The organism is Salinispora pacifica CNR114, from assembly GCF_000514775.1.
Taxonomy (GTDB): domain Bacteria; phylum Actinomycetota; class Actinomycetes; order Mycobacteriales; family Micromonosporaceae; genus Micromonospora; species Micromonospora pacifica.
Window position 1 is genome coordinate 47825 of the sequence record NZ_AZWO01000021.1, and the last position, 19537, is coordinate 67361.

Genomic DNA, 19537 nt, shown 5'->3' on the forward strand with positions numbered 1-19537 from the left:
TTCACCGGTTGTCGAGCTGCATCCACAGGTCCGGCCGCGCGAGCGGATCGAAGCCGAGCTTGGCGTACACGTCATGGGCGTCCCTGGTGGCCAGCAGGATGCGGCGTACGCCGAACTCCGCGAGATGGTCGCGGACCGCACCGGTGAGCCAGGTGCCCAGCCCACGCCCGCGCGCGGCAGGCTCGATGTAGACATCGCAGAGCCAGGCGAAGGTGGCTCGGTCGGTCACCGCCCGGGCCACCGCTACCTGGCGCCCGTCCTCCGGCCGGTAGACGCCGAAGCCGATCGAGCCCGCGAAGGCGCGCTCCACGGTCGCCCGGTCCCGCCCCCGGGCCCAGTACGCGTCGGTGGAGAGCCAGTGGTGGACCAGGTCAAGGTCGAGCCGCTCGGGGGCGGTGCTGAGCAGGTAGCCATCGGCTCGGGTCAGGGTGTGCATCGGCCCGATGCTAGACGCTGCCTTCTACTGCTTCAGCAGCCAGTTCTTTCGTCCTGGTCTGCTGGGTCGACCACCCGCACCGTTGGCCACGGCTGGTTCGCTCGTACCGTCCACAAGGACGCGCCGATCCTCATCCTGGATGAGGCGACCAGCGCCCTCGACTCTGAGATCGAAGCGGTGATCCAGGAATCCATGGACAAGCTCATGGCTGGCCGCACGGTGAACGCCGTCGCGCACCGACTCTCCACGATCGCCCGCATGGAAGATCGTCGTACTCGATAGGGGCGAATCGTCGAGGACGTTACGCACGCCGAGCTACTCGGCCGCAACGGCCGCTACGCCGCCCTGTGGGCGAGGCAGGTTGGTGGCTTTCTCGGAGAGTGACCGCACGAGCGGACGTGCCTCAGCCATTCCCATGCGGGGTGGACGCGGTCACGCCCCCGTCAAGTTGTGAGACGGTCTGTGCAGGCCTCGCGCGGTGGTGATCATGCCTTGGGCGCCGCCAGGGTTGATGAACACGATTTTGCCGAGTTGAGGATGTTCCGCAGGGTGTTCGGTGTGGTCTGGCTGAGCCGCCGAGGTGTGGGCCTGGCGGTCCGGGGTTACCACCAGGCCCACCCGTTAGATCGCATGGGCCGTTGCCCGGTATGGGCTGCAGGGGCGCGCAGGACTGTGGGACAGGCTCACCGCCAGTATCTGCCAGCAGAGAGACCGGCCCCGGCCGCCAACTTCTTGACCACGGCTCTGACCGACCTGTTTGAACGGGCGGTGCGGCGCTGGTATCGCTTCAGCACCTCGGGAACCTGTTCGCGGAAGGCGTGCCGGCAGCCGTCTGTGGGGCACACCAGGCGCCGTACCCGCGGGCGGACCACCACCCACCGCCACGAATTTTACTCACTGCATGTATGCCACTACCTAGCGTCTTGTTCTGGGTCGGTAAGTCTACTATCCTCCGACAGGTGCGAAGCGGACGGTTAACCCGGCTTCCCGCCTTTTCATTACCATTCGCTGCCCTTTTCGCATCATTGTGTATATTGCTCTGCCTTGCCCACGGCTATACCGGGCATCATCGAAGTAGTGCGAGCCAAGCGCATCTTGCCGCTCAGGCCGCCGTGCACCAGCATTCGAAGCATCATCATCACCCCTCGATCCAATGCCGACCTGTCGCGCCCACGAAGCGCTGGAATACGTCGGGTTCGCATGTCAAGCTCGTGGCCACGCAAGCCGTCCCATTGCCGAGCGATCAGGCAGTACTCACGCGCGTGCCGGAATACCGTGCACCTCAGCGGGCCGAGGCGGGCCGGCAGCGTCTCTTGTTGAAGTGCGTAGCGCGGAACTGACGGTCAAGGGCATCTCCATGTCATTGACCAGTCATTCACGCGAAAGGTCACACATACCATGCAAGCCGCTATCCCTGCACGCCCGCTTCCCGGTCCGGCGCAGATCCTGGGGCACCCGACCGGTGTCCATCACACACCTACAGATTTGATAGGGAACACGCCGATCGTGTGGGTCGGCCGACCACTCACCTCTGCTGCCCACGGTTTCTGGGCGAAGCTTGAGGCGTTCAGTCCCGGAGGTATCAAGGACCGCAGCGCACTACACCTTGTGGCGCAGGCGCGCAAGCGAGGTGACCTCAGCCCGGGAGCCATGATTGTCGAATCGACCAGTGGAACCTTCGGGTTGGGACTCGCGCTGGCAGCCAACGCGTACCAGCATTCACTCACGCTGGTGACCGATCCCGGCCTTGAGCCGATTATGCAACGGCTACTGACCGCCTCGGGGGCTGCGATCAGCGTCGTCGACCGCCCACATCTACAGGGCGGGTGGCAGCAGGCCCGGCGGGAGCGCGTGGGCGAGATTCTGGCCGCTACCCCTGGTTCTTGGTGCCCGGACCAGTACAACAACCCGGACACGTTGCCCGCCTACGAGGGTCTCGGTCTGGAGCTTATCGCACAGCTGGGACGCATCGATGTCCTGGTGTGCAGCGTCGGTACGGGTGGCCACTCCGCCGGCACGTTCGCGCCTATACGCCGGTACTTCCCACACGCACGGCTTGTCGGGGTTGACACCATCGGCTCAACGATCTTTGGTCAGCCAGCACGGCACCGGCTGATGAGGGGGCTGGGTAGCAGCATCTATCCCCGCAACGTCCAGTACGGCTGGTTCAGCGAGGTCCACTGGGTGGCACCTGCCGAAGCCGTGTGGGCGTGCCGGCAGCTCGCCGCGCACGGCTATGTCAGCGGCGGGTGGAGCGTTGGCGCCGTCGCCCTCGTCGCCGCCTGGCTGGCGCGGACGTTGCCTGGTGACACCCGTATCGTGGCCGTCTTCCCAGACGGACCACAACGCTACTGGGACACCGTTTTCAATGACGACTACTGCCAACGGCACGACCTGCTTGGCATCGAACCGGCCGCTGAACCCGACAGCATCGGTGCCCCGACCAGCCACGAGGTCCATCGGTGGACCCGCTGCACCCAGATCGTTGACCTTGGGCAGGGTGATCGGCAGTGAGGGATGTTCTCGGGCAATTCGGCTCTTTCGGCCGGCCGGTACGCCTGCTCCTGATCAACCAGTTCGGCATCAATCTCGGCTTCTACATGCTGATGCCGTACCTCGCGAACTACCTGTCGGCGCAGCTGCTGCTCGCCGGCTGGATCGTGGGGCTCGTCCTGGGCGTACGCAACTTCAGCCAGCAGGGCATGTTCGCCGTCGGCGGGAGCCTCGCCGACCGGTTCGGGTACAAGCCGTTGATCGTCGCTGGCTGCACGCTGCGTACTGTCGGCTTTGCCCTTCTCGGGCTGGTCGATTCCGTGGCTGTCCTCGTCATCGCAGCGGCAGCCACTGGTCTGGCCGGGGCGCTGTTCAACCCAGCGGTACGCGCCTACCTGGCTGAGGACGCCGGCGAACGGCGGGTGGAGGCGTTCGCCATGTTCAACGTCTTCTACCAGGCCGGCATCCTGGTCGGCCCGTTGGTCGGGCTCGTGCTGACCGCGGCTGACTTCCGCCTGACATGTCTCGTCGCGGCCGCCGTGTTCGCCATCCTGACCGTCGCACAGGCTCGCGCACTACCGGCGCGCGGTGGGCGAAGGGGCGAGCCAGGCGGGGTTGGGTTGCTCAGCGAGATGTTGTCTTCCTGGCGGCAGGTGCTGCGCAACCGACCGTTCATGCTGTTCACCGTGGCGATGGCCGGTTCCTACGTGCTGTCGTTTCAGGTCTATCTCACGCTGCCCCTCACCATCGAAGCAAACGCTCCCAGCCCGGCAGTGGAGAAGCTTGCCGTCGCGGCCATGTTCGCGGCCTCAGGTCTGCTTGCCGTCCTCGCGCAGATCCGCGTCACCGCCTGGTGCAGGCGACGCTGGTCACCACACCGCTCACTCACCTGGGGAGTCGCGCTGCTGGGTACGGCGTTCCTACCTGTAGCCGCGGCGAGTACCGGGCCACCCATGCTCGTCGTCGCGTCGGCCGTTCTCGCCGGAGCGATCATCGCCGTGGCGACGATGGTGGCTTACCCATTCGAAATGGACATGGTGGTCACGTTGGCCGGTGCGGGCCGGATCGCCACACACTACGGGGTCTACAGCACCGTCTCCGGTATCGCTGTCGCCATCGGTAACATGCTCGCTGGCGGCGCAGTCGACTGGGCGCGATCCACACAGATGCCCATCGTGCTCTGGCTAGCGCTCGCGGCACTCGGCGTGGCCTGCGGCACGGCGATTCTGTGGTTGGGCAGGCGCGGCTTGCTCGGGCCTGCGATTCCCACGAAACAAGCGGCCACTGTCACCGCCTGAGTCCCGGGTACCGGTTCGCGGCAGTCCATTGCCGCGAACCGGTACTGACGGTAACGGTCGTCCCGTCTGCAGGATGGTTCGGAACGCGGCCTGGTCAGCCGGCTGAGTGCGAACGCTCGACCGCCAGTGAGATGTGACTGCGCAGTGTCGCTGAGCGTTTCCAGCACGACTGATCGGCCTCGCGACTCGCTCGTTGGGGCCGCCGAGGTTGGTGGCATTCGTCACCGTCGAGGCGGCCCCACCCCACGGTCCAGGGAGGGTGACACCCGGCCTCAGGAGCGTTTCTCGATCTCGGCACGGATGTCGGTGAAGTTGGCGCGGGCCGTGCTGGCCGACGCGGAGTACATCACGATCATGCCGACGCTACCCTTGTCCGCCCAGGCGCAGACTCCGAGCGGGATGTCCGAGGCGCTCCCGTCACCACATTTCGCGACGCCGCCGAGGGGGTCGGTGGAGACCGTGGACATCTTGCGAACGTTCAGGTCCGACGCGAGCTTCTCGACGGTGGCATCCAACTCCTGGGCCGGGTTGAGGACGAAGCCAGAGGCGCCAGCGATCATGATGATGTTCTCATCCTCGAAGCTGCCGTAGAAGGCCCCGACCGTGCTGTTCCCGCTGCTGACCTTGGCCTCCAGCTCCTTCACCAACTCGTCGGCGAGCGCCTTCAGCTCCGAGTCGGTGCTCCTGGCCCGACCGTCGAGTGTCTTCGGTGCGACGAGGCGTATCTGTGGTTCAGGACTGGGCTCGGGGCTGGGCTCGGTCGACGGGGTTGGTTCCGCGCTGTCGGCGGCTTGCGACGCTTCCGCCGCGGGCGGGGCGGCGGCCGGGGACGGCGCCGAGTTGTCGCCGCCGGAACGGGTGAGGTATGCCAGGCCACCCAGCGTGAGCAGGAGTAGGCCGGCCAGGCCAAACGAGAGCAGCAGGGTGAACCGTGCCGGTCGGCGGGACGCCGGCGCCGCCGAATCGGACGGGGCCGCGGGGCTACCTGTCTCCGCTGGTCGCCGATCCTGGTCAGCCAGGTCGGGCTCGACCGGAGGGATCGGCGGGATAGCGCGGTGCACCTGGGTCGGCTCATCCATTGTGGCCGACCAGTGGGGAGGGGCCGGCGGGGCGGGAGGGGCCGACCAGGAGCGCGGGGCCGGTGTGGGGTCGAGCGGGGGAGGGGGCCGCCAGCCGTCCGGTCGCGGTTCGGGGTGCTCCGGACGCGCGTGCCGGGCTGCGCGCGGCGGTGCGGACGGCGGCGGGTAGCTGGGCTGCGCACCGGGCTCCGGCGGGCTAGACCAGGGATCGACCGGTGAGGACATGACAACGCCTCCAGGCGAGGGTGCTGGCGGCTGATGCTAGCCGGTCCGGGCCCCGGTCCACCGGACCGACCCCCGCCGGCCAGAAACGCATCGTGGTGGCCACCCGAGGGCGGCCACCACGATCACGGGGAGGGGGCAGGTCAGGCCGGGAGGCTGGCGACCCCGGCCGGCAGGAACCGCTTGCCGGTGACCCGTTCGGTGGTGCCGGTGCGGTCCAGGTACGGCGTGACGCCGCCCAGGTGGAACGGCCAGCCGGCGCCCAGGATCAGGCACAGGTCGATGTCCTGCGCCTCGGCGACCACGCCCTCGTCGAGCATCAGCTGGATCTCCTGCGCCAGCGCGTCGAGTGCGTTCTGCCGGACCTGCTCGGCGGTGAGCGGCTGGTCGCCGACCACCAGCAGGTTGGCCACCTCGGCGTTGATCTCGTCGTTCACGACGATCGGTTTGCCGGCCTCGGCGATCCGCTTGAGGTTCTCGCTGACACCGAAGCGGTCCGGGAAGGCCGCGTGCAGGATGCCACCGACGTGGTGCGCCACCGCCGGCCCGACCAGCTGCAGCAACGCCAGTGGGCGCATCGGCAGGCCCAGCGGATCGAGCGCGTTGTTCGCCACCTCCAGCGGGGTGCCGGCGTCCACAGCGGCGAACACCGTGCCCAGGAAGCGGGTCAGCAGCCGGTTGACCACGAACGCGGGGGCGTCCTTCACCAGCACGCTCGACTTCTTCAGCTGCTTTCCGACGGCGAACGCGGTGGCCAGGGTGGCGTCGTCGGTCCGTTCACCGCGGACGATCTCCAGCAGCGGGAGCACGGCGACCGGGTTGAAGAAGTGGAAGCCGACCACCCGTTCCGGGTGCTCGAGGTCCGCGGCCATCGCCGTCACCGACAGCGACGACGTGTTGGTGGCCAGCACCGCCTCGGGCTTGACGATCTTCTCCAGCTCGGCCCAGACCTGCTTCTTGACGTTGAGGTCCTCGAAGACGGCCTCGATGACGAAGTCCGCGTCGGCGAAGACGGACTTGTCGACCGACCCGCTCACCAGGCCGTACAGCTTGGCGGCGGTGCCTTTGTCCATCCGGCCCTTGCTGACCGACTTCTCGATCTGCTCGTGCACGTAGGCCACGCCCTTGTCGACCCGGGCCTGGTCCAGGTCGGTCAGGACGACCGGTACCTGGAGACGGCGGGCGAACAGGAGCGCGAGCTGGCTGGCCATCAGGCCGGCGCCGACGATGCCAACCTTGGTCACCGGCCGGGCCAGGTCCCGGTCGGGCGCCCCGGCCGGACGCTTGGCCCGCCGCTGCACCAGGTCGAACGCGTAGAGGCCGCTGCGCAGCTCCGGCGAGAAGACCAGGTCGGCCAGCGCCTCGTCCTCGGCGGTGGTGCCGGTGGCGAAGTCCGCCTCCTTGGCCATGCCGAGCAGTTCGAGGGCCTGGTTCGCGGAGGGGACGGCGCCGTGCAGGCGGGCGTCCAGGGTCTGCTTGGCGAAGAAGAGGACGCCGTCCCACATCTCCCGGTCAACCTCGGGCCGGGTCACGGTGTGCTCGCCGCGGACCACGCCGGCGGCCCACTCCAGGGACCGTTCGAGGAAGTCCGCCGGCTCCAGCAGGACGTCCGCGAGGCCCATCTCCGCCGCCTGCTTCGGCTTGAGCATCTTGTTCTGCATCAGCGGGTTCTGGATGATCACCTGGGTCGCCGCCGGGATGCCGACCAGGTTCGGCAGCAGCTGAGTGCCGCCCCAGCCGGGGACGATACCGAGCGAGACCTCGGGTAGGGCGAGGGCCGCGGCGCCCGCGGACAGCGTCCGGTAGTGGCAGTGTAGGGCCAGCTCCAGGCCGCCGCCCATGGCCGCGCCGTTGACGAAGGCGAAGGTCGGAACGTCGCTGTCCTTGAGCCGGGCGAAAACCCGGTGGCCCAGCCGCCCGACCTCCAGCGCCTGCGCCCGGTCGGTGAGCAACGGCAGGCCGGTGAGGTCCGCTCCGACGCAGAAGATGTAGGGCTTACCGGTCACCGCGACGAACGCCGGCTTCGCCGCCTGGGCTGCCGTGATCGCCTCGTCCAGGCTGGTCAGGCCACCAGGCCCGAGGGTGTTCGGCTTCTTGTGGTCGAAGCCGTTGTCCAGTGTGATCAGGGCGGCGGGGCGGTCCAGGCCCGGTACGTCCACCAAGCGCAGCAAGGCCTTGGTAACGACCTCGTTCGGTGCCGCGATGCTCACTGTGCCTCCTCCATTTGGGACTGCGGGACGCACTGGCCCGACCCGTTGCTCGCGCTCACTTGGCTCCACCCTCCCAGTGCGGGTTCTCCCAGATCACGGTGCCGCCCATGCCGATGCCGATGCACATGGCGGTGAGGCCGTAGCGGACCTCCGGGTGCTCGGCGAAGTGCCGGGCGAGTTGGGTCATCAGCCGGACACCGGACGAGGCGAGCGGGTGGCCGATGGCGATCGCGCCGCCCCACGGGTTGACCCGCGGGTCGTCGTCGGCGATGCCGAAGTGGTCGAGGAAGGCGAGTACCTGGACCGCGAAGGCCTCGTTCAGCTCGAACAGGCCGATGTCGTCGATGGTCAGGCCGGCGATGCGCAGCGCCTTCTCGGTCGACGGGATCGGACCGATCCCCATCACCTCGGGCTCGACGCCGACGAACCCGTAGGAAACCAGCCGCATCGCGACCGGCAGACCCAGCTCCCGTGCGGTCTCCTCGGCGACGAGCAGGCTCGCCGTGGCGCCGTCGTTCAGCCCCGCCGCGTTACCGGCGGTGACCTTGCCGTGCGGGCGGAACGGAGTCTTCAGGGTGGCGAGCTTCTCCATCGAGGTGTCCCGCGGCGCCTCGTCCACGGTGGCCAGACCCCAGCCGGCCTCCGGGTCCCGGATCGCCACCGGCACCAGGTCGTCCTGGAGCTTGCCGTTGGCGTACGCCTTGGCGGTCTTCTGCTGGGAGGCGAGCGCGAACGCGTCGGTGCGCTCCTTGGTGATGTGGGGTACCCGGTCGTGCAGGTTCTCCGCGGTAGCCCCCATGACCAGGGCGGACTGGTCAACCAGTCGCTCCGCGACGATCCGCGGGTTCGGGTCGACTCCCTCGCCCATCGGGTGGCGGCCCATGTGCTCGACCCCACCGGCGATGGCGACGTCGTACGCGCCCATGGCGATGCCGCCGGCGACCGTGGTCACCGCGGTCATCGCGCCCGCGCACATCCGGTCGATGGCGAAGCCGGGCACGGTCTTGGGGAGGCCGGCCAGGAGCGCGGCGGTGCGGCCGATGGTCAGGCCCTGGTCGCCGATCTGGGTGGTGGCGGCGACGGCGACCTCCTCGACCCGCTCCGGCGGCAGCTGCGGGTTACGGCGCAGCAGCTCGCGGATGCAGCGGATCACCAGGTCATCTGCGCGGGTGTTGGCGTACATGCCCCCCGCTTTGCCGAACGGGGTGCGGACGCCGTCAACAAAGACGACATCCCGAACTTCACGGGGCACTTGAGCCTCCTAGCCGGATAGCCGGACTGGCGTTTTCTCGGATGCTACTTGTCAGTAACCAACTGGAGTACCACCCCCTGTGTGGCCCACCCCACATCGATGGCTCAGGTGTCGGCTGGCGGTGGGCCGACCAGGGCCCGGGTCAGGTCTGGCTGCAGCAGCGCGATCTGCCACTCGCGCGCACCCAGGCCGCGTAGGGTCTCCGCCACGGCGCCCTCGGTGATCTCCTCGGGCGGGACCCAGGCGAGGCGGCGAATCGAGTCCGGGGCGATCAGGTTCTCCGGTGGCAGGGTGTGCGCGCCGGCGGTTCCGACGACCACCTCCCGGCACCGGCTCAGCCGGGCCGCGGCGACCGGGTCCCGCTCGGCCCACCGGTGCGGCGGCGGCGGACCCTCGACCGCCGGCGCGACCGGTAGCGCCTCCGCTGGCAACTCCCGGGCATCGTCCAACGCCGCCAACCAGGTACGGGCCAGCCGGCGTACCGAGCGACCGCCGAAACCCGGCAGGGTCAGTAGCGTCTTCTCGTCCCGTGGATCCAGCTCGGCGGCGGCGACAATCGCCGAGTCCGGCAACACCCGTCCCGGCGCCGCGTCGCGGCGCGCCGCGATCTGGTCCCGGGCGTACCACAGGGACCGTACCCGGGCCTGCGCCCGCGCCCCGCGGACCCGATGGATGCCCGAGGTGCGGCGCCAGGGGTCGGCGCGGACCCGGGGCGCGCGGGCACCATTGCGGACCAGCGCGGCGAACTCCTCGGCCGCCCACTCGGCCTTGCCCTGCCGAGTCAACTCGGCGTCGAGCGCGTCCCGGAGCTCGACCAGCAGCTCCACGTCCAGGGCGGCGTAGGTCAGCCAGGACTCCGGCAGCGGCCGGCTCGACCAGTCCGCCGCCGAGTGGTGTTTCTCCAGGCTGAAGCCGAGCAGGTTCTCGGTCAGCGCGGCGAGCCCGACCCGCTCGAAGCCGGCGAGCCGGGCGGCCAGTTCGGTGTCGAAGAGGCGCCGTGGCCGCAGGCCCAGCTCGGCCAGGCAGGGCAGATCCTGGCTGGCCGCGTGGAGCACCCACTCGGCCGCGCCGATGGCCTCGTCCAGACTGGTCAGTTCCGGCAGCGGCAGCGGGTCGATCAGGGCGGTGCCGGCGCCGGCGCGGCGCAGCTGCACCAGGTACGCCCGCTGGCTGTACCGGTAGCCGGAGGCGCGTTCGGCGTCCAGCGCCACCGGCCCGGTGCCCTGGGCGAAGCGGGCCACGACCTCGGCCAACTCCGCCGGGGTGGTCACCGGCTGAGGGGTGCCCTCGCCGGGCGCGGTCAGCGGGGTGGGGCCGCCCTCGGCGTCGCGCCGGGTGGTAGCTGGGCCACCAGCGGTCGGGTCAACGTCCGTGTCCCCCGACCGGATCGTCGGCGGGTACGGTGTGTCTCCCGTACGGTTTGCGGCAGCCCGACGGGGTAGGGGTGGTTCGTCGGTCATCCGACAACCCTATTGCGCTACCCGATCGGGCGGGGACAGCCGGTCCAGTGCGTGTCGGGAGTCAGCCGTTTCGGTTGAGCAGACCGAGCAGACAAAGGATGCGCGTGCCGGATACGGTCGTAGACCGCGACATTCGTAGCGGTCGAACATTTAGCGGTCAAGGCCGGCGGTTGCCACCACGCGGCAACGGCATCGGCACGGGGAGGGCATGGCAATCATGAATACGGGTGAGGGATTATCCGAGGTGGGAGGCGAGTCTACGCCTGGACCCACCTGGTCCCCGCCGCTCCAGCCCGGCCCGTCCAGCGCGGCATTCGGGGCCCCGGTTCCTCCGGCGGCCCCGGTTCCTCAAACGACCCCGGCTCCTCCGGCTCCTCCGGCTCCTTCAGCGGTCCCGCCTTCTCCGGCGGCTCCGCCGTACGGCGGCTCGGTCGCGTCTGGCCCCACCCAACCGTCGGCTTTCGGGCCGGGCGTTCCACCGCCGTTCGTGCCCCCTCCGGGCGGTCCAACCGGGCGCTGGCCCAGTGCCCAGCCGGCTCCCGCCCCGGCGTCTCGGCGGCTTGTCCTGTTCGGGCGGGTGGCCGTGGTGCTGGTTGTCGCGGCGCTGCTTTCGGTGACCGGTGTTCAGGCCTACCAGATCCATCAGCTCACCGGCCAACTCGCCGACACCGATCGGCGGCTGGGCGCCGAGCAGCAGGAGAGCCAGGCTCGGCTCGATGGGTTGGAGGCGCGGGCGCGGGAACTGGAGTCGGCGATCGGTGCTGCGTTCGATCCGGAGGCGATCGCCGCTGCCGCGTTGCCCAGCGTGTTTCGGATCCGCGCCGGGCAGTACACCGGCAGCGCGTTCGCCGTCGGTGAGCCGGCCGCCGATGGCGGCACCAATCTCTTCACCAACTTCCACGTGGTCGAAGAGGTCTGGGAGGACGGGGACCGGCAGGTCTTCCTGGAACGCACCGACCAGCGCTACCCGGCCACCATCGTCGAGGTTGACGAGGCCAACGACCTCGCCCAGCTTCGCACCACCAGCACCTTTACCGGGCTGGTCGCCGCCCCGTCCGCGGTCAAGTCCGGTCAGCCGGTCGTCGTTGTGGGCGCGCCCCTCGGCCTGGAAGACAGCGTCACCACCGGTGTGGTGAGCGCGTTTCGTGAGGCCAAGGGGGGTGATCCGCCATTCATTCAGTTTGATGCGCCGATCAACCCGGGTAACTCGGGTGGCCCTGTAATCAACGACGAACAGCAGGTGGTCGGGATCGCCACCGCCAAGGCGTGGGACGCCGAGGGGATCAGTCTCGCCGTGCCGATCGCCACCGCCTGCGACGGTTTCGAGATCTGCTAACCCAGTTCCGGTGCCTCGTTTCATATCAGTTCGCTCTGCCCTGACCCGCGGGTGAACTGCCCGAACTGCTCCACAGGAGGAGTCATGTCCCATCCCCCGATCGAGCCGTCTGGAGCTGCGTCGCAGCCCACCGTGCCGGGGCAGCCGAGTTCGGCGCCCACCGTGCCGGGGCAGCCGGTTCCAGCTGCGTCGCAGCCTGCTGTGCCCGGGCAGCCAACCGGCGATCCTGCCCCCGCGCCAGCCCCGTCGGCCGCGCCCTTGGACAGCACCATGCCGCTCCCGACCGTCAACCCCCCGGTCGAGCAGCCGATGGCGGCCCCGCCGTCGATGTCGGGTCCGCCGATGTCGGCCCCGCCGCCGATGTCAGGTCCGCCGATGTCGGGTCCGCCGTTTGGTACGACTGCTGGCAGCGTCCGGCCGGCTCGGGCGACGGTGATTCTGGCCGTGGTGGCGGGACTGCTGTTCCTCGTTGGTGGGGTGATGACCGGTCTGTTCCTGAATACCACCAGTGAGCTGAACCGGGCGGAGGAGCGGATCAGCGAGCAGCACTCGACCATCGAGGCGACCAGTGCCGAGTTGGAGCAGGTCAAGGTCGACCTGCAACGGGCTCAGGAGACGCTGGCGCGTACCCAACAGGATCTCACCGGTACCCAGAACGACCGGGACGAGCAGGCCCGGCAGAAGGAGGTTATCGCCAGCTGCCTGGACAAGCTCAACACCGCGCTCACCGCGGCGGCGTTCGGCGATGCGGAGGCGTTCGAGGAGGCCAACGAGGGCCTGGAAGAGGTGTGCGCAGAGGCCGACGACTATCTCTGACCGGGCGCGCCCCGGCGCTCAGGGTCGTGCCGGCGGTGCGGCGCTCAGGGTCGTGCCGGCGGTGCGGCGCTCAGGGAGCGCCGTCACCCCGGGCGGCGGTAGGCCGGCGGTCGAGGCGAGCAGGGTGCACCAGGCGTGCAGATGCGGCACGAGCGCGTCATCCACCGGCGTCCAGGACGCCCGGATCTCGACATCGCCGGCCGCGGGTGGCCCAGCCAGATCACCGAACCGGGTGGACATGGTCTGCGTGACGGTCCCCCCGATCGCCCGGTGTCGGGCGTTCCGCACCCTGAGGGCGTCGGTCAGCCAGGCCCAGCCCACCTCTGGCAGGAGCGGATCGGCGGCCAGATCCACCTCAAGCTCGGCGGTGACGTAGGTAACCAGTCGGAGCGTGCCCTGCCACGCCTCGTGCCCGGCGGGGTCGTGGAGGAGGATCAGTCGTCCGTTCGCCACCTCGTCGTCGTCCCGGAGGACGGTCGCGGCGAGGGCGAAGGCGAAGGGGGCCAGCCGTTGGGGCGCGCCGACCTCCTCCAACTGGATCTCGGACCGGGTGGCGGCCGATCGCAGCCCGTCAACCGCGCGGGCGAACGTCTCCGGGTGCGCGGTCGGGGGGGTCATTACTGAAGCGTAAGGGTCTTCGGGCCAGCCGATTCGGCGGCACGCCGGGAACCGGGGCGGCTGGCGACCGCGTCCGGACCCGAATGCCGTTTTGTCGGCGCGGATCACACGATGTGACGGTGCCGGCGGGACGGGGCGGGCGGCGTGGCACGATGGGCCACGATGAGCACCGAGACCACGGGCGCCGCCGCCCGAGACGAGGGGCCGCGCCCCGGCGATCCGGCCGATTCTCCCTTCGTTCGCGCGTGCCGGCGCGAGCCCGGCCCGCACACTCCGGTCTGGTTCATGCGGCAGGCGGGCCGCTCACTGCCGGAGTACCGGAAGATCCGCGCGAACGTGGCGATGTTGGAGTCCTGTCGCCGGCCGGAACTGATTACCGAGATCACTCTCCAGCCGGTGCGTCGGCACGGGGTTGACGCGGCGATCCTCTTCAGTGACATCGTGGTGCCGGTCGCCGCCGCCGGGGTGGCGTTGGACATCGTCCCAGGCACCGGCCCGGTGGTGACCGATCCCGTCACCGCCGCGGCGGATGTGGAGCGGATCCGGCCGATCACCCGCGACGATGTTCACTATGTGGACGAAGCGGTCCGGATGCTGGTCGGAGAGCTGGGTGCGACCCCGCTGATCGGCTTCGCCGGCGCACCGTTCACCCTCGCCAGCTACCTCGTCGAGGGGGGCCCGTCGCGTAACCACACGAGGACCAAGGCCCTGATGTACGGCGACCCGGACCTGTGGCACGCCCTGGCCGGCCGGCTCGCCGAGGTGGCGCTGGCGTTCCTGAAGGTGCAGATCGACGCCGGCGTCTCCGCCGTGCAGCTCTTCGACTCCTGGGCTGGCGCCCTCTCCGAGGCCGACTACCGCCGGTACGTGCTGCCGCACTCAGAGACGGTCCTCGCCGGCCTCGCCGACGCCGGCGTTCCGCGGATCCACTTCGGGGTGGGCACCGGGGAACTGCTAGTCGCGATGGGCGAGGCCGGCGCCGACGTGGTCGGCGTTGACTGGCGTACGCCGTTGGATGTCGCCGCCCGCCGGGTCGGCCCGCAGCGGGCGGTGCAGGGAAACCTGGATCCGTGTCTGCTGTTCGCCCCGTGGCCGGTGCTTGAGGCCGAGGTCCGACGGGTGCTGGCGCAGGGGCGTGCCGCCCCCGGACACATCTTCAACCTCGGCCACGGGGTGCTACCGGAGACCGACCCCGACGTCCTGACCCGGCTGGTGGCCCTGGTCCACGACTTGACCGCTCGGGAAAGCGGAAGGAGCTGAGTGGCATGGCGACACCGTGGCGGATCGCGGTGGTCGGCGGTGGCATCGCCGGCCTCGCCGCCGCCGTCCAGTTGAGGGACCACGTTCCCACCGACACCGAGGTGACGGTTTACGAGCGTAGCGACTCCCTCGGTGGCAAGCTGCGCACCGGCGAACTCGCCGGCGCTCCGGTGGAGTTCGGCGCGGAAGCGTTCCTGATGCGCGACGGCGCCGGTGGGGAGTCGGCGGCGGTGACCCTGATCCGCCGGGTGGGGTTGGCCGACAACATCGTCCATCCCACCGTCGGGCAGGCGGCGCTCCTGGTCGGCGGTGAGCTGCACCCGCTGCCCCGGGGCACGCTGATCGGCGTACCCGGGGACCTCGCGGCGGTCGCGGCGGTGGCCCGCCCGACCGCGGAGGCCGATGTGGACACCGGTCGGCCGTTGCTCGCCCCCGACGCCGATGTCACGGTCGGCGAGCTGGTTCGGGCCAGACTGGGGGACGAGGTCGTCGACCGGTTGGTGGAGCCGATGCTCGGGGGCGTCTACGCCGGCCGCGCCGACGACCTCTCCCTGGCCGCCACCATGCCCGCGCTGACCCGAACCGCCCGGATCGAACACACCCTGGTCGGCGCGGTCCGCGCGGCGCAGGCGGCGGCGCCGCGGTCACCCGGTACGCCATTCTTCGGCACCCTGGCCGGTGGTCTCAGCACCCTGGTCGAGGCCGCCGCGTCGACCAGCGGCGCCACGATCCGGCGGAACGCGACGGTCCGGGCGCTGACCCCGGCCGGCGCGGGCTGGCGCCTGACCATCGGCCCGAACGGCGACGCGGAGCAGGTCCACGCCGACGCCGTGGTGCTGGCGGTGCCGGCCCGGCCGGCGGGGCGGCTGCTCGCCGATGTCGCCCCGGCCGCCGCCGAGAACGTCGGTGACCTGGCCTACGCCAGCATCGCCCTGGTCACCCTCGCGTTGCCGGCGACGGAGCTGCCCGGGCTCTCCGGCCTCCTGGTCCCGGTCGGCGAGGGGCTGCTGATGAAGGCGTCCACCTTCTTCACCACCAAGTGGGGGCACCTGCGCCGGCCCGACGGGTTGACCCTGGTCCGGGCCTCGATCGGCCGGTACGGGGACGAGGCGCAGCTGCAGCGCCCCGACGGGGAGCTCGTCGACACCGTGTACCGGGAACTGTCGGCGGTGCTCGGTGCCGAGCTGCCCACCCCCATCGCCACCCACGTGCAGCGCTGGGGTGGGTCACTGCCGCAGTACGCGCCAGGCCACCTGGAGCGGGTGGCGTCGGCGCGGGCGACGCTGCGGGCGCAGCGGCCAACCCTCGCGTTGGCGGGAGCCGGCTACGACGGCGTCGGGATTCCGGTCTGTATCCGTTCCGGCGCGGCGGCGGCCGACGAGATCATCACTGCACTGAAGGGTTCCGGGATATGACCGAGCAGACCAACGCGGCCCGACTGAACGAGCTGAACGCGACGATCCGGTACACCATGTGGTCGGTGTATCGGGCGAACCACGCCCTGCCGTCACTACGCGAGAACGTCACCGCCGAGGCGACCGCCTTCTTCGACGAACTGGCCGGCGAGGACGTGACCATCCGGGGCACGTACGACGTGGCCGGGCTGCGCGCCGACGCCGACCTGATGATCTGGTGGCACTCCTCGTCGAGTGACGCGCTCCAGGACGCGTACCTGCGGTTCCGGCGTACCACGCTGGGGCGGGCGTTGACCCCGGTCTGGTCCCAGCTCGGGCTGCACCGGCCGGCGGAGTTCAACAAGAGCCACGTTCCGGCGTTCCTCGCCGGTGAGCAGGCCCGGGACTACCTCTGCGTGTACCCCTTCGTCCGCTCGTACGAGTGGTATCTGCTGCCGGACGCGGAGCGGCGGGAGCTGCTGGCCGAGCATGGCGGGATGGCCCGCGGCTACCCCGACGTGCGGGCCAACACGGTCTCCTCGTTCGCCCTCGGTGACTACGAGTGGTTGCTCGCCTTCGAAGCCGACGAGTTGCACCGCATCGTTGACCTGATGCGGGACCTGCGGGCGTCCCGCGCCCGCCGGCACGTCCGGGAGGAGATCCCGTTCTACACCGGCCGGCGCCGCGAGATCGCCGACATCATCGCCAGCCTGCCCTGAGCGTGCCGCCCGCCCCACCCGGCGGTACGGCAGCGGCCCGGCCGGCTGCGCCGCTTTGGCAGCCGGGGGGCCTCGGCTGACCGTCGGGTGGGTAGGACGTGCGGGGGGTCAATCCGAGGTGGGCGTGGTGAACTCCGGCTGGTCGAGCACCCGTAGCCAGGACCCGTCGGGTTGGCGGCGGACGACCTGCGCCCGAGCGCCCGCGCCGTCGCTCGGCGGCGTGGAGGTGAGGGCGAGGTCGCCGCAGACCAGCGTGGGCAGCGGCGCTTCCGGGGTGAATTGTGGCCGGTTGGCGAGCACCTCCTCCCACAGGGCCTGGATTGCCGCGCGCCCGACGGTCTGCTGGCCGGGCGGGTAGGCCATGACCGCGTCCGGTTCGTAGAGCGCGGCGACGCCCGCGGCGTCGCCGGCGTTGGAGCGTTCGACGAACAGCCGGGTGAGGTCCTCGGGCTGCATCGCTTTCGTACGGTCCGACATGGTGTTCCTCTCGATGTTTCCGGTGGAGCGAAGCGTTTCGTTCGGCGCTTGCCTCCAGAACCAAGCGTGCCTTCGGTGACATCAGAAGTCCAACAGATAGTTCTTATGCGAGCTAGAATCTCTCGTTATGGAACTGAGGCAGCTGGAATACTTCGTCGCAGTCGCCGAGGAGGCCAGCTTCACCCGTGCCGCCGAGCGGGTGCGGATCAGCCAACCCGGAGTGAGTGCTCAGATCCGCGAGCTCGAACGCGAAGTCGGCGCCACCCTCATCGACCGCTCCACCCGAAGGGCGAGCCTCACCGATGCCGGCCGGGCCGCACTCGAACACGCCCGGGCCGCGCTCGCCTGTTCTGACGCGATGAAGCAGGCGGTCGGCGACGTGGTCGGACTCATCCGCGGTCGGCTCACCGTCGGCATGGTCATCGGGTGCACCATCACCCCGTTCTTCGACGCCCTGGCGGCGTTCCACCACGCGCACCCCGGCGTGGAGATCACCCTGCTCGAGCACCACTCGGCCCGGCTCCTCCAGGACGTCCAGGCCGGTGCTGTCGACCTCGCTCTCATCGGCACCGCCGATCCCACGCCGGCCGGGTCGAACTCCCTCACGATCATCAGCGAGCCACTCGTCGCCCTCGTCCCACCCGGGCATCTCCTCGCCCAGAAAGCGGCCGTGACCGTGGCCGAACTCGCCGACCACCCACTGGTGTGCATGCCCGAGGGCACCGGCATCCGTACCGTCCTCGACCGGGCCTGCACCCAACACCGCGTCCGACCGGCCATCAGCGTCCAGGCCAGCGCCGCGGACGCCATCGCCGACCTCGCCGCCCGCGGGCTGGGCGTGGCCGTCCTCGCCGAGTCCATGTCGTGGGACCACCACGGCCGCCTGATCGCGCTGCCGATCGTCGACATCGACGAGCCAGCCCTGCTGGCCCTGGTCTGGAGCGGCACGCAGAGCCCAGCCCTCGATCGACTGGTCCGACACTGCCGCGACACCTTCGCTACCGGGCCGGGATCCCGGGCGCTGGCCCGGTAGCGATCCGCGGTGTGCTACGCCGCCGGGGCGTTCCGGCGCATCGGCGTGTGTCGAATGCCGTCCTCGAGGTACTCCGGCCCGGTGACCGTGAACCCGTGTCGGGTGTAGAAGTCGACCAGCTGTGACTGCGCTTCGAGGGTGCACGGGCTCTCGCCGACCTCCACGAGGGCCGCGGTCATCAGCTGGCCCGCGTACCCCGCGCCGCGTACCTCCTTCGCCACCACCACCCGGCCGATCTGTCGCTGACCGTCCGGACCGGCCAAGATCCGCAGGTACGCCACCGGCGCCCCGGCCTGCTCCAGCCAGAGATGGCGGGTGCCCGGCTCCACGTCCCGGCCGTCCAGCTCCGGGTACGGGCACTCCTGCTCCACCACGAACACGTCCACGCGTAGCCGGAGCAGGTCATGGAAGGCGCGGGCGGACAGGTCGGCGAAGGAAGCGGTCCGGAGCTCAGTGGTGGGCAGCATCCTGCGATGGTAGATCGCTGCCCGATGCCGATGCCGATGCCGATGCCGATGCCGATGCCGATGCCGATGCCGATGCCGATGCCGATGCCGATGCCGATGCCGGCTGCCGGGCGGCGGAGCGCCGCCGGCGAAGCAGCGTGCCGGCGACCGCCACCGCGAGCAGCGCGGCGACCGCGGCCCCGATCGTCCACGGGCCCAGACCGTCCACCCACCCGCTGATCGTGGCCTGCACCCGACCGGCCGCGTCGATCACCGGGTCGTTGACGTCGCCGCCGGCGAAGAGTCGGATCTCGTACCAGCCGTACCAGGCGACGTAGCCGCCGGTCAGCACCAGGAGCAGGCCGGCGACCCGGCCGAGCAGCGGCCCGGCCCGCCGGGTGCGCCGGACCAGAGACTCCCGGGCCAGCGCGACCGCGAGCGCGGCGGCGCCGACCATCAGCCCCATCCCGACCGCGTACGCGACGAAGAGCCCGGCCCCGGCGAGCGGGCTACCCGCCCGGAATCCAGCGACCACCACGGCCAGGAACGGTCCGATGGTGCAGCCGAGGGAGGCGATCGCGTAGGCCGCACCGAAGAGAACCATCGATCCAAAGCTGCGCCGAACCTCGGGACCGTTGGCGATCCGGGGGGCGAAGGTCGGTAGCGCCCGGCCCGCGGCGAGCCAGCCGCCGGTGGCGACCAGGGCGAGCCCGATCGCGACCGACACCCAGGGCAGGCGGCTGGCCAGGGCGTCGGCGGCGGGGCCGGCGAGGAGCCCGAACCCACCGAAGACGGCGACGAAGCCGAGGGTCATGGCGGCCGTCAGGGCCAACGCCCGACCCACCGGCGCGAGCGGCCCGCGACCGTCCGCCGGGCTGTCCCCCAGCACCAGCATCGACAGGTACGCCGGCAGCAGCGCGAAGCCGCACGGGTTGACGGCGGCGAGCAGCCCGGCGCCGAGCGCGAGACCGTAGGGGGCGTCAACCAT

At 70.4% G+C, this 19537-nt stretch carries 17 protein-coding genes and 2 pseudogenes; 9 read left to right on the plus strand and 10 right to left on the minus strand.

From position 1 onward, the window contains the following. Position 1 precedes the first annotated feature (1 nt). Positions 2 to 436 (minus strand): GNAT family N-acetyltransferase, encoded by a 435-nt coding sequence (locus B118_RS0114800; RefSeq protein ID WP_018220517.1) that lies wholly within the window; start codon positions 434 to 436, stop codon positions 2 to 4. Between the two features lie 99 nt (positions 437 to 535). Here B118_RS0114800 and B118_RS33660 point away from each other — a divergent pair. Continuing rightward, positions 536 to 820 (plus strand): annotated as a pseudogene (locus B118_RS33660) (ABC transporter ATP-binding protein); the annotation flags it as partial. A 326-nt stretch (positions 821 to 1146) separates the two neighbouring features. Here the strand turns inward: B118_RS33660 and B118_RS32910 are convergent. Further along, a pseudogene (locus B118_RS32910) lies at positions 1147 to 1317 on the minus strand (ISL3 family transposase); the annotation flags it as partial. A 625-nt stretch (positions 1318 to 1942) separates the two neighbouring features. Between B118_RS32910 and B118_RS0114815 the strand changes: the two are divergent. Together B118_RS0114815 and B118_RS0114820 are read left to right on the plus strand one after the other, a co-directional pair. Then, positions 1943 to 2950: a PLP-dependent cysteine synthase family protein gene (locus tag B118_RS0114815; RefSeq protein WP_018220516.1), complete on the plus strand. Its 1008-nt coding sequence runs from the start codon at positions 1943 to 1945 to the stop codon at positions 2948 to 2950. Next, positions 2947 to 4227: an MFS transporter gene (locus B118_RS0114820; RefSeq protein WP_018811655.1), complete on the plus strand. Its 1281-nt coding sequence runs from the start codon at positions 2947 to 2949 to the stop codon at positions 4225 to 4227. Before B118_RS0114815 ends, B118_RS0114820 begins: the two co-directional genes overlap by 4 nt. Positions 4228 to 4499: 272 nt before the next feature. Here B118_RS0114820 and B118_RS0114825 read toward each other — a convergent pair whose 3' ends face one another. The 4 genes from B118_RS0114825 to B118_RS0114840 all read right to left on the minus strand — a co-directional run bounded on the left by B118_RS0114825 (position 4500) and on the right by B118_RS0114840 (position 10450). Continuing rightward, positions 4500 to 5306 carry a hypothetical protein gene (locus tag B118_RS0114825; RefSeq protein ID WP_028192969.1) on the minus strand — a complete coding sequence of 269 codons (807 nt, stop codon included), beginning with the start codon at positions 5304 to 5306 and terminating at the stop codon, positions 4500 to 4502. Positions 5307 to 5671: 365 nt separating this feature from the next. Beyond that, positions 5672 to 7738: a 3-hydroxyacyl-CoA dehydrogenase NAD-binding domain-containing protein gene (locus B118_RS0114830; protein WP_028188775.1), complete on the minus strand. Its 2067-nt coding sequence runs from the start codon at positions 7736 to 7738 to the stop codon at positions 5672 to 5674. A 55-nt stretch (positions 7739 to 7793) separates the two neighbouring features. Beyond that, on the minus strand, positions 7794 to 8990 hold the full coding sequence (locus tag B118_RS0114835; RefSeq protein WP_028185107.1) for a thiolase family protein: 1197 nt from the start codon (positions 8988 to 8990) through the stop codon (positions 7794 to 7796). Positions 8991 to 9094: 104 nt separating this feature from the next. Continuing rightward, entirely contained in the window at positions 9095 to 10450 is a 1356-nt protein-coding gene (locus B118_RS0114840) for an HRDC domain-containing protein (protein ID WP_018220511.1), read from the minus strand. 577 nt (positions 10451 to 11027) lie between these two features. Here B118_RS0114840 and B118_RS0114845 point away from each other — a divergent pair. After that, positions 11028 to 11786, plus strand: a complete 759-nt coding sequence (locus B118_RS0114845) for a S1C family serine protease (RefSeq protein WP_028192970.1) — start codon at positions 11028 to 11030, stop codon at positions 11784 to 11786. Positions 11787 to 12056: 270 nt separating this feature from the next. Further along, positions 12057 to 12602, plus strand: a complete 546-nt coding sequence (locus B118_RS0114850; RefSeq protein WP_028192971.1) for a hypothetical protein — start codon at positions 12057 to 12059, stop codon at positions 12600 to 12602. A gap of 18 nt (positions 12603 to 12620) precedes the next feature. On the opposite strand, the gene B118_RS0114855 is transcribed toward B118_RS0114850, so the two are convergent. Further along, a complete protein-coding gene (locus B118_RS0114855; protein ID WP_018220507.1) occupies positions 12621 to 13220 on the minus strand; it encodes a DUF3000 domain-containing protein in 600 nt (199 codons plus the stop codon). Positions 13221 to 13382: 162 nt separating this feature from the next. On the opposite strand from B118_RS0114855, the gene hemE reads away from it, so the two are divergent. From hemE to hemQ, 3 genes are read left to right on the plus strand one after another with little or no spacing between them, the layout of a single operon-like run. Further along, positions 13383 to 14480, plus strand: a complete 1098-nt coding sequence (gene hemE, locus B118_RS0114860; protein ID WP_028192972.1) for a uroporphyrinogen decarboxylase — start codon at positions 13383 to 13385, stop codon at positions 14478 to 14480. Positions 14481 to 14485: 5 nt separating this feature from the next. Then, positions 14486 to 15895, plus strand: a complete 1410-nt coding sequence (gene hemG / locus B118_RS0114865; protein ID WP_018220505.1) for a protoporphyrinogen oxidase — start codon at positions 14486 to 14488, stop codon at positions 15893 to 15895. Then, positions 15892 to 16593, plus strand: a complete 702-nt coding sequence (hemQ, locus tag B118_RS0114870; RefSeq protein ID WP_018220504.1) for a hydrogen peroxide-dependent heme synthase — start codon at positions 15892 to 15894, stop codon at positions 16591 to 16593. The genes hemG and hemQ overlap by 4 nt, the downstream gene beginning before the upstream one ends. 108 nt (positions 16594 to 16701) lie before the next feature. On the opposite strand, the gene B118_RS0114875 is transcribed toward hemQ, so the two are convergent. Next, positions 16702 to 17049 carry a YybH family protein gene (locus B118_RS0114875; RefSeq protein ID WP_028185103.1) on the minus strand — a complete coding sequence of 116 codons (348 nt, stop codon included), beginning with the start codon at positions 17047 to 17049 and terminating at the stop codon, positions 16702 to 16704. A 148-nt stretch (positions 17050 to 17197) separates the two neighbouring features. Between B118_RS0114875 and B118_RS0114880 the strand changes: the two genes are divergently transcribed. Continuing rightward, complete coding sequence (locus B118_RS0114880) at positions 17198 to 18103, plus strand: LysR family transcriptional regulator (protein ID WP_027648826.1); 906 nt, start codon at positions 17198 to 17200, stop codon at positions 18101 to 18103. 14 nt (positions 18104 to 18117) lie between these two features. Here the strand turns inward: B118_RS0114880 and B118_RS0114885 are convergent, their stop codons facing one another. Both B118_RS0114885 and B118_RS0114890 read right to left on the minus strand, forming a co-directional pair. After that, on the minus strand, positions 18118 to 18570 hold the full coding sequence (locus B118_RS0114885) for a GNAT family N-acetyltransferase (RefSeq protein WP_018811648.1): 453 nt from the start codon (positions 18568 to 18570) through the stop codon (positions 18118 to 18120). After that, a complete protein-coding gene (locus tag B118_RS0114890; RefSeq protein WP_028192973.1) occupies positions 18554 to 19537 on the minus strand; it encodes a cytochrome c biogenesis CcdA family protein in 984 nt (327 codons plus the stop codon). The genes B118_RS0114885 and B118_RS0114890 overlap by 17 nt, the downstream gene beginning before the upstream one ends.

Bases quoted from the DNA above. Each gene is read 5' to 3' on its own strand.
- B118_RS0114800 (WP_018220517.1), bottom strand. From the start codon at position 436: ATGCACACCCTGACCCGAGCCGATGGCTACCTGCTCAGCACCGCCCCC.
- B118_RS0114825 (WP_028192969.1), bottom strand. From the start codon at position 5,306: ATGGATGAGCCGACCCAGGTGCACCGCGCTATCCCGCCGATCCCTCCG.
- B118_RS0114840 (WP_018220511.1), bottom strand. From the start codon at position 10,450: ATGACCGACGAACCACCCCTACCCCGTCGGGCTGCCGCAAACCGTACG.
- B118_RS0114850 (WP_028192971.1), top strand. From the start codon at position 12,057: ATGCCGCTCCCGACCGTCAACCCCCCGGTCGAGCAGCCGATGGCGGCC.
- B118_RS0114855 (WP_018220507.1), bottom strand. From the start codon at position 13,220: ATGACCCCCCCGACCGCGCACCCGGAGACGTTCGCCCGCGCGGTTGAC.
- hemE (WP_028192972.1), top strand. From the start codon at position 13,383: ATGAGCACCGAGACCACGGGCGCCGCCGCCCGAGACGAGGGGCCGCGC.
- hemG (WP_018220505.1), top strand. From the start codon at position 14,486: ATGGCGACACCGTGGCGGATCGCGGTGGTCGGCGGTGGCATCGCCGGC.
- hemQ (WP_018220504.1), top strand. From the start codon at position 15,892: ATGACCGAGCAGACCAACGCGGCCCGACTGAACGAGCTGAACGCGACG.
- B118_RS0114875 (WP_028185103.1), bottom strand. From the start codon at position 17,049: ATGCAGCCCGAGGACCTCACCCGGCTGTTCGTCGAACGCTCCAACGCC.
- B118_RS0114880 (WP_027648826.1), top strand. From the start codon at position 17,198: ATGGAACTGAGGCAGCTGGAATACTTCGTCGCAGTCGCCGAGGAGGCC.
- B118_RS0114885 (WP_018811648.1), bottom strand. From the start codon at position 18,570: ATGCTGCCCACCACTGAGCTCCGGACCGCTTCCTTCGCCGACCTGTCC.
- B118_RS0114890 (WP_028192973.1), bottom strand. From the start codon at position 19,537: ATGGTTGACGCCCCCTACGGTCTCGCGCTCGGCGCCGGGCTGCTCGCC.